The organism is Staphylococcus sp. GDB20D11A, assembly GCF_016893255.1.
Lineage (GTDB): Bacteria > Bacillota > Bacilli > Staphylococcales > Staphylococcaceae > Staphylococcus > Staphylococcus aureus.
This window is the reverse complement of record NZ_JAFEPJ010000003.1, coordinates 394,347-411,475: the sequence shown is the minus strand read 5'-3', so window position 1 is coordinate 411,475 and position 17,129 is coordinate 394,347. Positions and strand designations below refer to the sequence as shown.

Annotated in this window: 12 protein-coding genes and 1 pseudogene; 4 read left to right on the top strand and 9 right to left on the bottom strand. The window is 34.0% G+C overall.

Annotated features, from left to right (window positions below):
• Positions 1-125 precede the first annotated feature (125 nt).
• Together sasA and JV528_RS04185 are read right to left on the bottom strand one after the other, a co-directional pair.
• A complete protein-coding gene (sasA, locus tag JV528_RS04190) occupies positions 126-7,358 on the bottom strand; it encodes a serine-rich repeat glycoprotein adhesin SasA (RefSeq protein ID WP_204177599.1) in 7,233 nt (2,410 codons plus the stop codon).
• A 546-nt stretch (positions 7,359-7,904) separates the two neighbouring features.
• Entirely contained in the window at positions 7,905-8,597 is a 693-nt protein-coding gene (locus JV528_RS04185) for a flavin reductase family protein (RefSeq protein WP_001109874.1), read from the bottom strand.
• A gap of 313 nt (positions 8,598-8,910) precedes the next feature.
• Here JV528_RS04185 and JV528_RS04180 point away from each other — a divergent pair, with 313 nt between their 5' ends.
• From JV528_RS04180 to JV528_RS04165, 4 genes are all read left to right on the top strand, one after another.
• Entirely contained in the window at positions 8,911-9,864 is a 954-nt protein-coding gene (locus JV528_RS04180) for a hypothetical protein (RefSeq protein WP_204177598.1), read from the top strand.
• A gap of 61 nt (positions 9,865-9,925) precedes the next feature.
• Complete coding sequence (locus tag JV528_RS04175) at positions 9,926-10,870, top strand: hypothetical protein (RefSeq protein ID WP_204177597.1); 945 nt, start codon at positions 9,926-9,928, stop codon at positions 10,868-10,870.
• Entirely contained in the window at positions 10,857-11,159 is a 303-nt protein-coding gene (locus JV528_RS04170) for a hypothetical protein (RefSeq protein ID WP_204177596.1), read from the top strand. Before JV528_RS04175 ends, JV528_RS04170 begins: the two co-directional genes overlap by 14 nt.
• A 149-nt stretch (positions 11,160-11,308) precedes the next feature.
• Positions 11,309-11,668, top strand: a complete 360-nt coding sequence (locus JV528_RS04165) for a hypothetical protein (RefSeq protein WP_000603495.1) — start codon at positions 11,309-11,311, stop codon at positions 11,666-11,668.
• Positions 11,669-11,752: 84 nt separating this feature from the next.
• On the opposite strand, the pseudogene JV528_RS04160 reads toward JV528_RS04165, so the two are convergent.
• From JV528_RS04160 to icaR, 7 genes and pseudogenes are all read right to left on the bottom strand, one after another.
• Positions 11,753-12,363 (bottom strand): annotated as a pseudogene (locus JV528_RS04160) (flavin reductase family protein).
• A 78-nt stretch (positions 12,364-12,441) separates the two neighbouring features.
• The gene (locus tag JV528_RS04155; RefSeq protein WP_204177595.1) at positions 12,442-12,918 is read right to left on the bottom strand and encodes a peptide-methionine (S)-S-oxide reductase; all 477 of its coding nucleotides are present in this window, start codon (positions 12,916-12,918) and stop codon (positions 12,442-12,444) included.
• A 2-nt stretch (positions 12,919-12,920) separates the two neighbouring features.
• Positions 12,921-13,421 (bottom strand): GNAT family N-acetyltransferase, encoded by a 501-nt coding sequence (locus JV528_RS04150; protein ID WP_000244266.1) that lies wholly within the window; start codon positions 13,419-13,421, stop codon positions 12,921-12,923.
• A gap of 234 nt (positions 13,422-13,655) precedes the next feature.
• Positions 13,656-14,423 carry a tyrosine-protein phosphatase gene (locus JV528_RS04145; RefSeq protein WP_031885477.1) on the bottom strand — a complete coding sequence of 256 codons (768 nt, stop codon included), beginning with the start codon at positions 14,421-14,423 and terminating at the stop codon, positions 13,656-13,658.
• Positions 14,420-15,112: a polysaccharide biosynthesis tyrosine autokinase gene (locus JV528_RS04140; protein WP_000185863.1), complete on the bottom strand. Its 693-nt coding sequence runs from the start codon at positions 15,110-15,112 to the stop codon at positions 14,420-14,422. The genes JV528_RS04145 and JV528_RS04140 overlap by 4 nt, the downstream gene beginning before the upstream one ends.
• Before the next feature lie 16 nt (positions 15,113-15,128).
• On the bottom strand, positions 15,129-15,791 hold the full coding sequence (locus JV528_RS04135) for a YveK family protein (protein ID WP_204177594.1): 663 nt from the start codon (positions 15,789-15,791) through the stop codon (positions 15,129-15,131).
• A gap of 755 nt (positions 15,792-16,546) precedes the next feature.
• Positions 16,547-17,107, bottom strand: coding sequence for an ica operon transcriptional regulator IcaR (gene icaR, locus JV528_RS04130; protein ID WP_061640493.1), 561 nt, complete (start codon positions 17,105-17,107; stop codon positions 16,547-16,549).
• Positions 17,108-17,129 lie beyond the last annotated feature (22 nt).

Here is a 17,129-nt window from a genome sequence, read left to right as displayed (position 1 = left end):
ACACCTCTTTTATATCAAAAACATTAAAAAGACTAAGGATATTTCACTAATTATTAAAATCTGATATAGATTTTTTAGTGAACAACGCCCCAGTCTTTTTAATTTTAGCCAGCTATAAATTCAATTTATGCTTGAGAATCATCTTGATCATTTTCATCTTTCTTTTTCTTTCTCTTCATTAAACCTAAACCAACTAATAATGTCATAACGCCACCTAGTAATCCATTTTGTTTTATTGAGTCACCTGTATCTGGCAATCTTTCTTCACTTTGCGCAGGTTCAGCATCATGTTTTGATGATACAGATGTCGCACTTAATGTTGACTGAGATTCATTTGTATTTGGTGCTATGGACTCACTTGTTGAAATAGATGTGCTCGTGAAATGAGTCTGACTCGTACTCATCGAATTTGACGGATGTATTGAGTTAGATTCTGATGTACTCATTGACATTGAGTTAGACATACTTGATGATGTTGAGTCGCTCATTGAAACTGAGTCGGACATACTTGCTGACATTGACTCTGAAATGCTTTGTGAACCGGACATAGATGCACTCAGCGATTCGGATGTGCTTGTCGAATCGGATGTGCTCAATGACATTGAATTGCTCATTGAAACTGAGTCTGAATCACTCATTGAATTAGAATCACTCAAACTCATTAACCCAGAAGTACTTAGAGAAGTGAAGTGTCTTATCGAATTAGACATACTTCCAGAATTAGATGTACTTATCGAATCTGAGTCGCTCACTGAAGTCGAGTTGTGCGTTGAACCAGACATACTTAATGATTCAGATGTACTTATCGAAGTTGAACCACTTGTTGATCCGGAAATACTTTGTGACATTGAAATACTCGCTGAATTAGATTCACTCATTGATGTTGAGTCAGATACACTCGTTGAACCAGATGTACTTAAGGAACTAGACGTACTCGATGAGTCAGATACGCTCGTTAAACCTGAACCAGACGTACTTAATGATTCTGATACGCTTGTTGAACCTGAATTAGACGAACTTAATGATTCTGATATGCTTGTTGAATCGGATTGACTTGTGCTCATTGAACCAGATGTACTTTGTGATTCCGACATACGTACTGAACCACTTGTTGAGCCTGACGTGCTTAATGATAATGATGTACTTGTCGAGTCCGATGTGCTTGTCGATGTCGAGTCTGAGCCAGATGTACTCAATGATTCTGAGTCACTGATAGAATTTGAATCACTTGTAGATTCTGATTCTACAGCACTTTGTGAACCACTGATACTTATTGAAGTCGAATCACTTATACTGTCTGATGTTGATAATGACGTCGACACCGACGTGCTTTGTGATGTCGATGTACTTGCACTTGCTGACATTGATAATGATATCGATGTGCTTAACGAACCTGATGCGCTTGTGCTTGTTGACTGGCTTTGTGCCATAGAATCACTTAGCGACTCTGATGTACTCGTTGAGCTCGAGTCACTTACACTTATTGAACCTGATATTGAGTCACTTAAACTTGTCGATGTTGAAACTGATACGCTTCCGCTCATTGAATCAGATGTTGAAAGTGATGTACTCGTTGAATTTGATCCACTGATGCTAGACGAATCGCTTGTAGACATTGAGTCACTTTCTGATGCACTGATGCTCATAGAGTCAAATTGACTATTACTTGTTGAGCTTGACTGCGAATCGCTCACACTTGTTGACGTTGATTCTGATCCACTCATACTTTGCGAGCTACTCAATGATTTTGAATCACTTAATGAATCAGAAGTGCTAAGACTTATGGAACCACTTAAAGATATTGATCCACTTAATGAGTCGGAGTCACTTGTACTAGTAGAATCACTCATTGATATTGAATCACTTAGCGAGCTAGACTCGCTTACACTTTCTGAACCACTTAATGATGTCGAAGTGCTCAATGAACCTGATGTACTTGTTGAAGTCGAACCACTTGTTGATTTTGAATCACTTAATGAATCAGATTCACTCACGCTTTCTGAACTTCTTTGTGACGTCGATACACTTAATGATGACGAATCGCTTGTGCTTACTGAATCACTCATCGATTGTGAGCCACTCAATGAACTAGACTCGCTTACACTTTCTGATTTTCTTAATGACGTTGAGACGCTCAATGAGCCAGAATCACTTACGCTTGTTGAACCACTCATCGATTTTGAGTCACTTTCAGAATTAGATTCACTTACACTTTCTGAATCATTTACAGATTCTGACATACTTTGTGAATCAGATATGCTTGCGCTCATTACTTCACTAGCCGATGTTGATGTGCTTGTCGAATCACTTAACGATATAGACGCACTCATCGAACCAGATGTACTCGTACTTGTTGAGTCTGATGTTGAATCACTCACACTATCAGATAATGACGTTGAATCACTCACACTTGTTGATGTACTTGTTGAAAGCGACATACTTTGTGAATCAAGCGTACTTGTACGCATCGAAGTACTAGTTGAAGCTGATGTACTACGAGAGTCACTTGTTGATGTTGATGTACTTGCCGATCCAGATGCACTTGTACTTCTTGATGTGCTTTGTGAATCGCTTAATGATGTTGATGTTGAATCGGATTCACTTGTACTTTCTGATGTTGAGCCAGATTCTGATGTACTTTCCGATACTGACTCACTTGCAATAGTCGACATTCGGATTGATGTTGATGTACTTTGTGAATTACTTAATGACGTTGATGTGCTTTGTGAATCGGATTCACTGCTTTGCATTGACGCTGACGTTGAATCACTTAATGATGTTGACGACGAATCGGATTCACTAATGCTCGCTGAGTTACTGAGCGATGTTGACGTACTTGCTGATCCTGAGTTGCTTGTACTTGTTGAGTCACTGAGCGATGTGGATGTACTTTCTGATTTTGACTCACTTGTGCTTGTTGATATGCTTTGTGAATCGGATTCGCTTTCTGAACCACTTAATGATGCAGAGGTGCTTGTTGAACCTGATTGGCTTGTACTTTTAGATATACTTGTTGAATCGCTTAGTGACGTTGATGTCGATGTGGATTCACTTTGGCTTGTTGACTGACTTGTATATGATGATGTGCTTTGTGAATCGGATTCGCTCGTGCTTGTACTTGTTGAGGTTGAGGCACTTTGGCTTGCTGAGTTTGAGTCTACGCCGCTTTGATTCATTGATGCACTTAGTGACAATGACGTACTCGTTGAGTCAGACAAACTTGTACTCGTTGACGTACTTGTACTTCCTGATGTTGATTGGGACATACTTATGCTCATTGATGTTGAATCGGATTTACTTTCACTTGATGATGTTGAGTCGGATTCACTTTCACTTGTAGAACCACTTAATGATGTGGATGTACTAATGGAATCAGATTTACTTGTACTGATTGAATCACTTGTCAACATTGATGTACTTAATGAATCAGACTTACTATCACTTGTGGAATCACTTAATGATGTTGACAGACTTGTAGAGTCAGACAAACTTGTACTCGTTGACGTACTCAGTGATGTTGAAACACTCTCGCTCTTAAACGTTGACGTTGATTCACTGTTACTTGTCGATGTTGAAATGGACGAACTACCACTTGTTGAATTACTTAATGATGTTGAAGTGCTACCAGATTCTGATGTACTGTCTGATAATGACGTACTCGCACTTGTCAAACTACTCACTGACTCTGATGTTGATTCAGACGTACTTACACTTAATGATTCACTTAAAAAGGCAGATGCACTTTGTGATTCTGAATCACTTGTACTATTTGATTCACTTAATGATATAGACGTACTCTCTGAACCAGATATCGCTTCACTGATAGAATCGCTCGTCGACGTTGAGTCGCTCGTTGAATCAGACTCTGATGTACTTAAGCTTGTGGAATCACTCATAGATGTTGATGTGCGTTCTGAATTACTTGTACTTAACGATGTCGAAGTACTTACCGAACCAGATGTACTTGTTGATACACTTTGTGATATTGATTCACTTGATGCAGTTGAAGCTGATTTGCTATCACTCGTTGAATCACTAAACGACGTTGATATGCTTGTTGAATCGGATTGACTTGTGCTCATTGAACCAGATGTACTTAGTGATTCCGACATACGTACTGAACTACTTGTTGATGTTGATGTGCTTGTTGAGCCAGACTGACTTGTACTCAATGATAATGACTTACTGTCAGAATCCGATGTACTTATCGAATCACTTAATGATTCTGATGTACTACCTGACTGAGACGTGCTCATCGAACTACTTACGGACATTGATTTACTGTCTGATGCAGCTAATGATCCACTTGTACTCATAGAATCGCTTATCATTTCAGACGTGCTCATTGAGTCTGATGTGCTTGTTGAGACACTTTGTGACCCCGCTACACTTAATGATCCAGATACTGAATCACTTGTGCTCGTTGAATCGCTTAATGATTCTGATGTACTCATCGATTTAGAATCACTTGTACTTAATGATATTGATGTACTTTGTGATTCCGATTTACTTGTTGATGCACTCACTGAATTCGAAATGCTATTAGAAATACTTATAGATTCTGATGTACTACCTGACTCACTTAATGATTCTGATGTACTAATTGAATTTGATGTACTATCACTTACCGATTGTGATGTACTAGCCGAATCGGATGTACTTGTTGATAAGCTTTGTGACTTAGACAAGCTTCCTGATGTACTCATGCTTACTGAATCACTTAACGATGTTGATGTACGCAATGAATCAGATGTACTTGTTGAGACACTCTCTGATTTTTCAGTACTGCTAGAGTTCGAAATAGAATCGCTTAATGATGTTGATTTACTAACTGAACCTGACATGCTTGATGATACACTTTGTGAATTCACTAAACTTGTGCTTGTTGAGCTTGATACACTATTACTTTCAGATGTGCTTAATGACTTAGATGCACTCACAGAATCAGATAGGCTTACACTTGTCGATTTCGAGGTACTAGCTGATGTTGAAGTCATTATTGAACCAGATGTGCTCGTAGAAGCACTTTGTGAGTCAGCTTTACTTGTTGACACACTTTGTGATTGTTGGGTACTTCCCGATGTTGATACGGAATCACTCATGCTATTTCTTGTTACTTCATATTTAAAAGTGGTTGTCGTTTTGTTACCACTCGCATCTGTAGAAACGATTGTAATAGTACTTGTACCAATGTTTGTTGGTGTACCACTAATAGTATTATTTGTGCTATCGAATGTTAATCCAGACGGCAATCCTGTGACTGTATTTGTTACTGCATTACCACTATTGTCCTGCGTAGCAATTTTAATCGGTGATATTGGAGAAAAAACTTCTGATGATTTATCTCCTATTGGCGTCACTGTTGGTGCTGTCGTATCCACAACATTTATTGTAAAAGTTGTCGTCGATTTGTTATTTGCTTGGTCAGTAGATACTACTGTCACTGTTGATTGACCAATTTTTGTTGGTGTCCCAATGATTGAATTCGTTGCACTATCATAACTTAATCCGCTTGGTAATCCTGTAACTGTATTTGTCACAGTCCCTGTACCATTATCCGTTGTAGTCAACACAATAGGATTCATTGTTTTACCCACTTCAATGGTTTGATTGCCTACAGTTACAGTTGGTGCTTTTACATCAGTAAAATAATATGTCACTGATTGTCCAGCATTCGTCATTTTTACAGTTTTATTTGTATCATTATAAGTTGATGCATATGAACTATCGACAGATGTGTAGTTATATCCTTTAGCAGTCAATGCAGATTGTTGATTATCGATTGTCACGACTTGATCAACATTTCCTGAATATGTTTTTGGTGGAATAATATCTTTACCTGTTGTTACATCAACGTATCTCACTTGTGTAACAGCAGACTCTGTATATTCGAATGTTCCAAATTGTACTTGTTGTAAATTTGTCGCGCCACCTGTTGAGGCTGTCATTGATAATGAAAAGTTGGTCGTACCACTTTTCGTAATCCAATCCGAAATATTACGTGTCCATGTTTGACCTGCATACGTTACAGTCATAACCTTTGTATCACCATTATAAGTAATATCAAAATTTTGGAACGTGTTGTTTGTAGGTTGAACTTTTAACTTCGCAGCATTATCAGCTGTTGAACTTGATGTGTACGTTGTCGCAACGCCAGTACTATCTGTTGTAACAAAGGCACCAAACGCACCTCCACCAGCTACATTAGATGGGTCAGCATTCGCCTTTGCAGCTGAATTTGGTTTAGATGTATTGTGATACGTATCCAATTTGAAACCAAATGCGTTACTTAAGCCACCAATACCTACTGCGGCACCGTTTAACCCTGTTTCACCTAATACACCTGGCGAAAAGGCAAAGCCGATACCATCTCCACCATTTCCATTACCTTCGTATTTATTACCTAAATTTACTTTTCCAGAAAAATGAAAACTCTTATTAGAGTCAATACGTGTTCCTAATGTAATGGCACCTTTTTGACTGTAAGTATCTTGCGTTAACGTTACGACCCCTGTACTTTGGTCATAAGTGGCATTACCTGAAGTTGTCATATATTGTTTTAAGTTATCTTTATTAACTGTAATTGTATTAGCAGTTAATGCGGTTGTCGTCGCTGCTGACGCAAATGTTGACATAGCTAAGCGACTGAAAGTTCGAAGTTTTACTGGTGCAGTGCTAGTTGACGTTGTACTAGTTTTGTTTAAGTTGGCTGAAGTTGGCGTTGTGCTTTGTGAAGTGTTATTTGATGCAGTACTTTGATTTGTTGATGTATTAATTGGTTGTTCTGTACTTGAAGTTGAAGTTACAGATTTAGTATCAGAACTTGATGTAGTATTCTTTGAGGATGTTGATTCTGATGTAGATGTCAATTTTTCTTGTTGATTGCTTGTACTATTAGTTGTCGAAGTGACATTTTCAGACTTTTCACTTGAGACTGTGTCACTATTTGATGTTTGTACCGAACTACTATTTTTCGTTACGCTTGTGGAATCGGCTGTTGATGTTGATGCATCGATTGTCGTTGAATTTTGATTACCTACTGTTTCACTTTGTGTATTTAATTCAGATGTTAATGGTGCATCAGAAGCCGCAAAAGCTTGCTGGTCATGCAACATGTTTACCGTGAAAGCCCCGCCGATCACTGCCGTCGTTTTCAGTCCGTATCCAGTCATTTTTTTACTAATGCTTTGATTATCTTGACTCACCATACTATGACTAATAAATGGTAGTCCCATTATTTTGAACATTTCTATTTCTTTAATTCCGGATTTCACCCAATTTTTTCCAGATTTATAAAGTCTTACTCTTGTTTTTTCATTTGCTAAGCTGTCATGAAATTCTTTCTGTCTTTTACTCATGTAATAACTCCTTGTATTATCTTTACATTCATTAGATTATAATATATGCCATTATTCAATTTAATACAACTCTTTTTTTAAATAAAAAATACTTAATTTGTCAAAATCCAATTTTTCTCAAAAGTATATTCTTTGATGAAATCGCTTTCTTTATTGTGTGAGATTTAGTATAATTTTTTAACTATATTCTGAATAACATGCCTTATTATGTTTATATAATTTTGAAATCAGTGCTTATCATCTTGGACATCTTTTATTTATTTGGTAAAAACTTCTTTTTATTAAAATGTATTTATCATCCACCTTTTATTCATTAATAGTCAATTTACAACTAAAAGATAAATATTATATTTATAATACATCTTTAATATTAAAGTAATATCAATATATTTTCAATAAACCTAGTGTTATATATCTGAATTTCTAAAAAATTCTTCTTTAAAATTATAAATATAGCGACATATCGCTTCCCGGTTTTGAAATATAAAAATACATCGAAACTAATTTCAACGTGTAGTTCCGATGTATTGAAAATGATTGAATTCATTATTTCTTGTTATCTGATTGATTATCAAAATTTCTTCCTTCTAAACCTGCAAGCTCTTCTTTAGAAGCTGATGGTGCTTTCATTTCAAATATTTCATTCACAACCGTGTAATCATAATATCCTAACCTAGCAATAGGTTTAATCGACTTAATGTCTAATTTACCATTATCAAGAATGACCTTATCGTCAATATGAACCTGAGCAACTCTTCCTATAACAATATCAACTGTTGATACAGGGTCTCCTGTCGGAATACGAATCGTTTGAACGTACTCACATTCAAAATGTACTGGCGATTCTTTGACTCGATAACCTGGTGCTTCTATACATGCTTCTTTCGTCACACCTGCATATTCAAATTCATCCTCTTCAGGTGGTAGTGCCTTCGACGATAAATTAACAGCTTCTCTTAAATCATACGTGGCCATGTTCCATACAAACCACCCTGTCTCTTCTGCATTTTTTACTGTATCTTTACGCTCATGATCACCAAGAACAGATTGATTTGCTGCGAACATAACCATAGGCGGATCCCAAGTTAAGTTTTGATACTGACTATAAGGTGCTAAATTATCTTTCCCATCTTTCGATACAGTAGAGATCCACCCTATCGGACGTGGTACTGTACTACTTTTAAATGGATCGTGTGGTAAGCCATGACTCCTTACACCTTGCTTCGGCGAATAATTCATTCTATCCTCACCCCTTATTAGTAATTACATTTAAGGTTACGCTCTCATGACATAAGCGTCTAATATAAATAATCAATTTATTTATAAGTAGAAACTATATATGACATGGTTGCTTATAATTTGCGTTCTTGATTCGAAAATTTCAGATAAAGATTTATGCAATTAATATTTAATGATGTTTTTTGTTAATTTAATTAATATTAGTTAATATAATCAAGATTAGCTTATAATAATATTGAATAACATTATTTTAGTTTTTGTATGATTTACCTATCAACTGAAAAACAGCTAATACAAAGGAGCTAATGAAGATATGAGAAAAATTATGCGAACCTTATTATGCACATCAATCATAGTAAGCGGTTGCTCTTTCATACCAAAGTACCAAACAAAAGATATTCCAAAGACGGTTAGCATCAAAGATTATGATGGTCAATATATTGGTGAACATAAAAAAAGAAATGAAGTATTTCTGAAAAAACATAAAGATGAAGCTATAAAAAAATATAAAGACTATGTGAAAGATACATTTGGTTATGATTGTAAAATTAATTTAGTTGAGGCCTATACTAATAAATCTGGATTTAGCGAGAAAAGTAAGGTAGATGGTATCTCAGTGGTTGGTACTGTCAATTATGACGTTCCTTTTCAACTCCAATTGCTTTTTGTTGAATCTGGAAATGGCATAATAATTTCAACATTTACACCTGGTCATATAAATGAAACATCAGCGGCCGTTTCAGCCATGATGTACAAACGGTATGAACATGAAATTGAACAAGCTCGATTAAAGCTTAAATGTGAAATTGAAAAAGATAGCTATTATGCGATGAGCGAAAAACTTCAAGTAAAACAAGAATTTAACGGCGTTACAAGGCAATACTTGAATTTCAGAACAGATAGTATCGATGATCTGGATAAGTTCAAAAAAGAATTCAAACCTGTTATGCACTTAAAAGGAGATGCATTCAATCAACAGTTACAAAATTTAATTAATAAATATCCTGAAATTAAGAAAAGCATGAAATCTGACTTTATTGCATATTATGATAAGAAAAGCACAAAAAATGTTAATAAATATTCATGGGATTTACAAATACCAACCAATGACACAATGAAAAAAATACCTGGATCGAAAATGATGTATTTTTATAAAGACAGTGTTTCTCCATCTGAAATTGGAGAAGATGGTAAGTTAGAAAATAAAACTAATAAAATAACTATGTCTGGTGGAAATTGGGAAGAGATTCAAAAAGAAATAAAGTAGCGCAATGTCAAAAAAAAATATATATACCCAAAATACTACTTATCATGAGGAGTCATTAAAAATGAGAAAACTGATAGGCTTCATATTATGCACATCAATGATAGTAAGCGGTTGCTCTTTCATACCAAAGAACCAAACAAAAGATATTCCAAAGACGGTTAGCGTCAAAGATTATGATGGTCAATATATTGGTGAACATAAAAAAAGAAATGAAGTATTTCTGAAAAAACATAAAGATGAAGCTATAAAAAAATATAAAGACTATGTGAAAGATACATTTGGTTATGATTGTAAAATTAATTTAGTCGAGGCCTATACTAATAAATCTGGATTTAGCGAGAAAAGTAAGGTAGATGGTTTATTAGTCGTCGGTACTGTCAATTATGACGTTCCCTTTCAATTTAGACTGATATTTGTTGAATCTAGAAATGGCGTAGCTATCACAACATTTACACCTGGTCATATAAATGAAACATCAGCAGCCGTTTCAGCCATGATGTACAAACGTTATGAACATGAAATTGAACAAGCTCGATTAAAATTCAAATCAGAAGTTGATAAAAATGGTTATTATGCCATGAATGAAAAACTTCAAAAGAAACAAGAATTCAATGGTGTGACTAAACAATATTTGAATTTCAACACAGACAGTATCGATGATCTGGATAAGTTCAAAAAAGAATTCAAACCTGTTATGCACTTAAAAGGTGATGCATTCAATCAACAGTTACAATCTTTGATTAACAAATATCCAAAAATACAAAAAAATACGAAATCAGAGTTCATTGTTTATTATGATAAAGAAAAAAATAGAGAAACAGTAAAAAACTATGCTTGGAACCTTCAAAAATCTATAAATGACGTTATGCAATCATATCCTAGCACAAAATTTGTACAGTTTTATAAAGATGATATTTCCCCGTCAATGGTAGATGGAAATGGCCGTTTAAAATCGGATACTAATGTAATTTCCATCGAGGGAGGAAAGTATAATGAGAACAAATAATCATATAACCGATTTAGATGCTATTGAATTAAGCAGTGCTTGGAATTACAATTCGAAATTGGTAACTGGCAAAAATACCCTACTATCAGATAGCCTTTTAAGAGATATTAAAGTATTAAGTTCTAATGCTAAAGGTGACGCCGACATGTTAGAAACTGAACTTCATGCTGTTATAAACGCAATGTCTCAAAACGAAGGTAAATCTGTTGATGCACTTAAAAATAGTACCGCTTCTCTAAAAAACAATCTAACCAAATTAAAAGAGCAACTCGATAAAACCACACATTAAATTCATATATTTTGAGTGAATAGAATTATATTTCCATAGCAAACATTCCTGAACTACATATGTTACATAAGAGATTCATTTTTGAAGAAACGGGTAAAATGATAAAACAACCGTTTTTCAAAAAATCAAATATTGGGAGGAATAAAAATATGATTTTACGTTACGTGACCAATTTAAAACTTGCGAAAGAGCTATACCAAGCCAGTAAACCTAAATTGCAAGAAGATAAGGGTATGATTGAACTGTTTGAACATACTTTTGGCTTGCAAAAAGAACTTGTAAAATACGTAGGCATTGCAGAAGCAACTACTGCTGCTTTATACTCAGCTAGCTTTATCAATAAAAACATTTCTCGCCTTGCTTCCCTATCAACAATAGGTATTTTAAGTGTAGCTGCTTACAAACATTTCGAAGCTGGTCATGGAAAAAAAGGTGCGCAACATGCATTAGATTTATTAGGACTTGCTACTTTAAGTTTACTAGATACATTTTCTTGTAATAAAAAATAGTCTTCATTTTAGAAGCACATACTTTAGCACCTGTGTACTTTTGATTCAATTCATAAACGGTACACCGCTATAGCATGTGTTTTATTATTTTTCTGGTCTCTTTATTGTAAATATTCCCCCTAATTTAGCATAATCATTTCCGGCTAAACGAGAAACAGCCTGTAATGCGTGTGGATTGATTTTAAAATTACCCTCATAAATACTGTCATCAATATGATAAGTTACAATTTCGCCTATTATTAAGTCAGCCCCATCTAATACATCTCCAATCAATATCATTTGCGATAGTTTACATTCGAATCTCATTTTCGCGTCTTTAATTCCTGGCGTCTTAATCGTTGTAGAAGTTAAAAGTGATAATTCTGTACGGCTCAACTCACTGTCACCATATGCTAACGGCGCTGCAGTCTCATTAATATCTTGAACATTATCTTCGTCTGTAATATGCACAACAAAGTCTCCAGTCCGCTCTATATTCAAGGCAGTATCTTTTCTCTTACCTCCTGCACGTTGAACTGCAATAGCAATCATTGGCGGATGATTATTAACTATATTAAAAAACTAAATGGTGCTGCATTTACTGATGCATCTTGATTTAATGTTGTAACAAAAGCTATAGGTCGTGGAATAATTGAACCAATTAATAATTTATAGTTTTCTCTAGCAGTTAATGATTGTGCATCAAACGTATGCATAATACCTACCTCTTTTCTTAGTATATCTAGGTATTTCTCCGATTTCGGTTAATTTAAACATCTATTCTCCTCTGAAAATCACTTGTATTTATTTAGCAAATCTTTTGAAATATGACACATATGCATATCTTCTGGATATTTTTCCAAATGTTGCTGATGTTCTTCAGCACTTTTAATGTAGTTAGACAGCGGTAAGACTTCCACTGCAATTTGATCTCTGTCTTTACGTCGTTCAATGAACTGACACGCTTCAATTAAGTGGTCATCTACACAACTATATAAACCCGTTCGATACTTTTCTCCAATATCATTTCCTTGTCGATTCACACTGTATGGATCAATGATTTCAAATAAATAATTCATGATGTCTGTAATTGTTAACATACGATCATCGAAATGAAGTTTGACACATTCAGCATAACCATCATAAGGACTATCTAATTTAGAGCTTCTTCCATTTGCTCTTCCTGCTTCTGTATGTATAATTCCTGGTATTGTTGTGAAAAATGCTTCAACACCCCATAGACACCCTCCTGCTACATAAACAACTGCCATATTTACACCTCATCATCCTTTTTTATATTTTTAACAAGGTTATACCATTTAATACCGCCATGACATGATTCTGATACACCTTCATTACGATACCCATATTTTTCATAAAATGAAATTAATGATTCTCGACATGTTAACGTTACACCATGTCGATGTTGATTCTTAGCAAGATTTTCAAAATAGTTTAGTAAGCGACCTGCAATACCTTGACCTTGATAATTTGGTGCTACAACAAGACCTAACACACTAATATAACCACCTTCACTATTATTTGTGGGGACATTTTTAAATAAATCATCGCTAATGTAACGCTCTTTTATGACAGGACCGTTGATATATCCAATCACTTCATCATTCTTTTCAGCTACAATAAAAGTTTCTTGAATTTGTTCAATTCTCAATTTCAATGCCTCTGGTGTTGCAGCTTCTTCCGGTGAAAAACCAATATTTTCAAGTGCAATAATTTGATCTAAGTCCTGCATGATTACTTTTCTTAATACCATAAAAACACTTCCTTAGCCCTATATATCAAAAGTAATACCTTCATCTATATATTCATTATTTTCAAACTACCTTCACTATAAAAAACGAGTCTTTTTATTAAAAGCCATTCGCCTTAATCAATTAGACAAGTTGTATTATACGAATTTGCAAATAATCATGATTATAATTCATTTTAAGCATACTCAAAAAGACTGGTACATGTATACCAGTCTAATTAGAAAAAATATATTTAGTTAAAACCATTTCAAAAACGACTTCACTTTTCCTAGCTTAGTCGGTCTGTCTAAATAAACAAAATTATCATTGATTACTGAACTGGCATTTCGAAGTAATGCTTCAATGTCATTCGAATATTTCTTCAATTTATGATTGTGAAATAATTCTTGCATCAAAAATGGTCTTTGGTCACATGAATGTGCATCTGAGGCTACAAAATGAGCCAAATTACATTCTATAAATTGTAATGATAACTTTTGAATGTTTTTTCCAAATCCACCAACTAAAGAACTCGATGTTAATTGACTCAATGCCCCATTTGCAACAAGTTCATATAATATTTCTGGGTTTTTGGCGATACTTCTATTTCTTTCAGGATGTGCAATGATTGGTATGTAGCCTCTCGATTGTATTTCAAAAAACAATTGTTTTGTATAATGTGGTACTTCGCCCGTTGGAAATTCAATTAGTAAATATTTCGAACGATTAATACCTTGAATACTACCATTATCTAAGCCTTGCAGAATCGAATCTGTAATTCTAATTTCTTGCCCGGGAAATAATTTAATATCCAATGCTTGAACTTCTGGGTGCGTTCTTAACTCCGCCAATTTCACAAGCACTTGTTGAAATGTATTATCATATCTCGGATGCAAATGATGAGGTGTCGCTACAATACTTGTTACACCTTCATCCTTAGCTTGCTTTAATAGTGCAATACTCTTTTCAATTGTTTTAGGACCATCATCTATATCAACTAATATATGGTTATGAATATCAATCATGATTCATCAGTCCCATAATATGCATAGTAACTAGCACTTTTATCTTTAGGCATTCTATTTAAGACTACACCTAATAATTTAGCACCTGTTGCTTCAATAAGTTCTTTTCCTTTTTTAACTTCATCTTTATTATTATTTTCCGAATTAACTACGTAGACAACATTGCCGGTAAACTTTGAAAATAATTGCGCATCTGTAACTGTGTTCACTGGTGGCGTATCGATAATAACAAAGTTATAATTCATCAATAACGTGTCATATAAATTTGCAAATGCCCTTGATGTAATTAACTCTGACGGATTCGGTGGGATTGGCCCAGACGTCAAGACGTCTAAATCTTGAATTTCAGTTGAGATAATACTGTCTTGATAAGTTGACCAATTTAGCAATAAACTTGAAAGTCCTTCATTGTTTGGCAAATTAAAAATATAGTGTTGCGTAGGCTTACGCATATCCCCGTCTACGATTAATGTTTTATAACCTGCTTGTGCATATGCAACTGCTAAATTTGCTGCAATTGTAGACTTACCTGCGCCTGGTGCCTCTGAAGTGATTACAATGCTTTGAACTGCACTGTCAGGATTTGCAAACATAATATTTGATCTTATGCCTCGAAATTTCTCGCTAATAGGTGACTTTGGTTGTTCATGGACAATTAAACTTGATGTACTTCTTCGTGTATTCGTCATGGTAATTCCTCGTAAATTAAAATTTTTGTATTGAACCTAAAATAGGTAATCCTAGTTGCGATTCAACATCTTCTTCAGTCTTAATACGCTTATCTAATAGTTCTTTTAAGAAAATAATCAATATTGCTAAAACAATACCAACAATGATATTGATCACTAAGTTGACAGATACTATTGGAGATACTTTTACAGCATTATCATGTGCTGAGGAAAGTATTGTAACATTATCAACACTCATAATTTTAGGCATGTCATGTGCAAAAACTTTAGATATTCTATTAACAATTTTGTCAGATTCAGATTTATTCCCAGTTGTAACTGATACAGTAATAATCTGAGAGTTTGTTTGATTGGTTACTTTTAAAAACGAATTCAACTCAGCTGTTGAATACTGACCGTCAAACTCTCTAGATACTTTATCTAGAATTCTTGGACTTTTGATAATTTCCGTATATGTATTAACAGACTGCAAACTACTTTGAACATTTTGGAAAGCTAAATCACTTGAGGACTTTTTCATGTTCACTAATATTTGAGTAGAAGCAGTATATTTGTCAGGCATAACAAAAAAGGTTAATGCCGCACTTACTACAAGACATATTGCCGGCAAAATAAGCAATAATTTAATATTCTTCTTTAGAATATTTAATAGTTTTACTAAATCAAACTTTTCTTTCATGGTTTCCTCCACATAATCAATCATTGTATTCATTATGTATGTTTTATAAATCGGACAATTATATCTAGTTTAACGACCACAAAACATACACAACTACATTTTCTCTAATTTTTTATATAAATATTTTATCGTTTAAAATTATATCATGATTCTTGACTGTTATGTATAATTTATTTATATTTTCGTTCAAGATATAATGTTGCCTAACTTCAAATATCCAAACCTATCAGTAATAAACCTAGATACCATCGTACTCTATCATAGCTTTCTTATAATCGAGTAGAAGCATCATCATTACTTGATTATTTTCTCTTTACAACACCGAGCGTGCCCGTACTCGGTAGTTCAATACCTTGCGTAACCCGTCACTGTGAGTTGGGTTAACGATAATAAAGCCCACATCTTTTAAAAAGATGTGGGTAATTTATATAATTTTTATTTACATTTTAAACTTATATAAAAAAGCGTCTATGTCATGATTTACCATCACATAGGCGCTTATCAATAAATTATTAATTATTACTTTCCATTTCATCTAATTTATGCGGATTTCCTGTAATTAGATGACAACTTATTCTTTTCAGGGGAACATTACATTTTTATAATATGTTCAAAGACAAACTTAACCATTCACAAATATAAAGAATAATATTATCAATTTCGAGTTGTATTGTCAACTTTATATAGATTTTAAAAAATAATCTCATATCTTTTTTTACAAAAGTAAGTTAATTATTACAAACTAGTAACAAAAATTATTTCTTCAAAAATATATTTAGTAGCGAATACACTTCATCTTTGAATTGACTTTTACTTTCTTCCACTGCTCCAAATTTTTGCGAAAAGGATGCTTTCAAATACCAACTTTCAAGAAACAGCAATATTAAATTCTGAAAGTCTTCTTTTGTCATCTTTATCTTTGATTCATCATAGAATTTTGCTATCTCTTTACTTAACGATTGATTTAAATCTTGTATTTGTCCGTAAATATTTCCAGAAAATTCCTCAGGCGTATTAGATAATTGAACGTACATTCTAATATACCTTTCTTCGATGTCGAAAATAAACTCAAATAAGAATTGATATAAAGCATCAATTGAATAGTTCGATTTATTTTGATTCATCATAATAATATTATTAAGGTAATCAAAACAGCATTTAACACTTTGTTCGTAAATACTTTTTTTCGAGTCAAAATGGTAATATAAACTCGTTTTTTTTATATTTACACTTTTAGCTATATCATCAAGTGTTGTACCGTCATACCCCTTCTCTGAAAATAAGGTTATTGCGTTATCAATAATCTTATCCTTCAATTTTTATAACCCCCTACTGAAA

Excerpts from the sequence above, each read along its gene's own strand:
- sasA (WP_204177599.1), bottom strand. The coding sequence starts at position 7,358 with ATGAGTAAAAGACAGAAAGAATTTCATGACAGCTTAGCAAATGAAAAA.
- JV528_RS04185 (WP_001109874.1), bottom strand. The coding sequence starts at position 8,597 with ATGAATTATTCGCCGAAGCAAGGTGTAAGGAGTCATGGCTTACCACAC.
- JV528_RS04180 (WP_204177598.1), top strand. The coding sequence starts at position 8,911 with ATGAGAAAAATTATGCGAACCTTATTATGCACATCAATCATAGTAAGC.
- JV528_RS04175 (WP_204177597.1), top strand. The coding sequence starts at position 9,926 with ATGAGAAAACTGATAGGCTTCATATTATGCACATCAATGATAGTAAGC.
- JV528_RS04170 (WP_204177596.1), top strand. The coding sequence starts at position 10,857 with ATGAGAACAAATAATCATATAACCGATTTAGATGCTATTGAATTAAGC.
- JV528_RS04165 (WP_000603495.1), top strand. The coding sequence starts at position 11,309 with ATGATTTTACGTTACGTGACCAATTTAAAACTTGCGAAAGAGCTATAC.
- JV528_RS04155 (WP_204177595.1), bottom strand. The coding sequence starts at position 12,918 with ATGGCAGTTGTTTATGTAGCAGGAGGGTGTCTATGGGGTGTTGAAGCA.
- JV528_RS04150 (WP_000244266.1), bottom strand. The coding sequence starts at position 13,421 with ATGGTATTAAGAAAAGTAATCATGCAGGACTTAGATCAAATTATTGCA.
- JV528_RS04145 (WP_031885477.1), bottom strand. The coding sequence starts at position 14,423 with ATGATTGATATTCATAACCATATATTAGTTGATATAGATGATGGTCCT.
- JV528_RS04140 (WP_000185863.1), bottom strand. The coding sequence starts at position 15,112 with ATGACGAATACACGAAGAAGTACATCAAGTTTAATTGTCCATGAACAA.
- JV528_RS04135 (WP_204177594.1), bottom strand. The coding sequence starts at position 15,791 with ATGAAAGAAAAGTTTGATTTAGTAAAACTATTAAATATTCTAAAGAAG.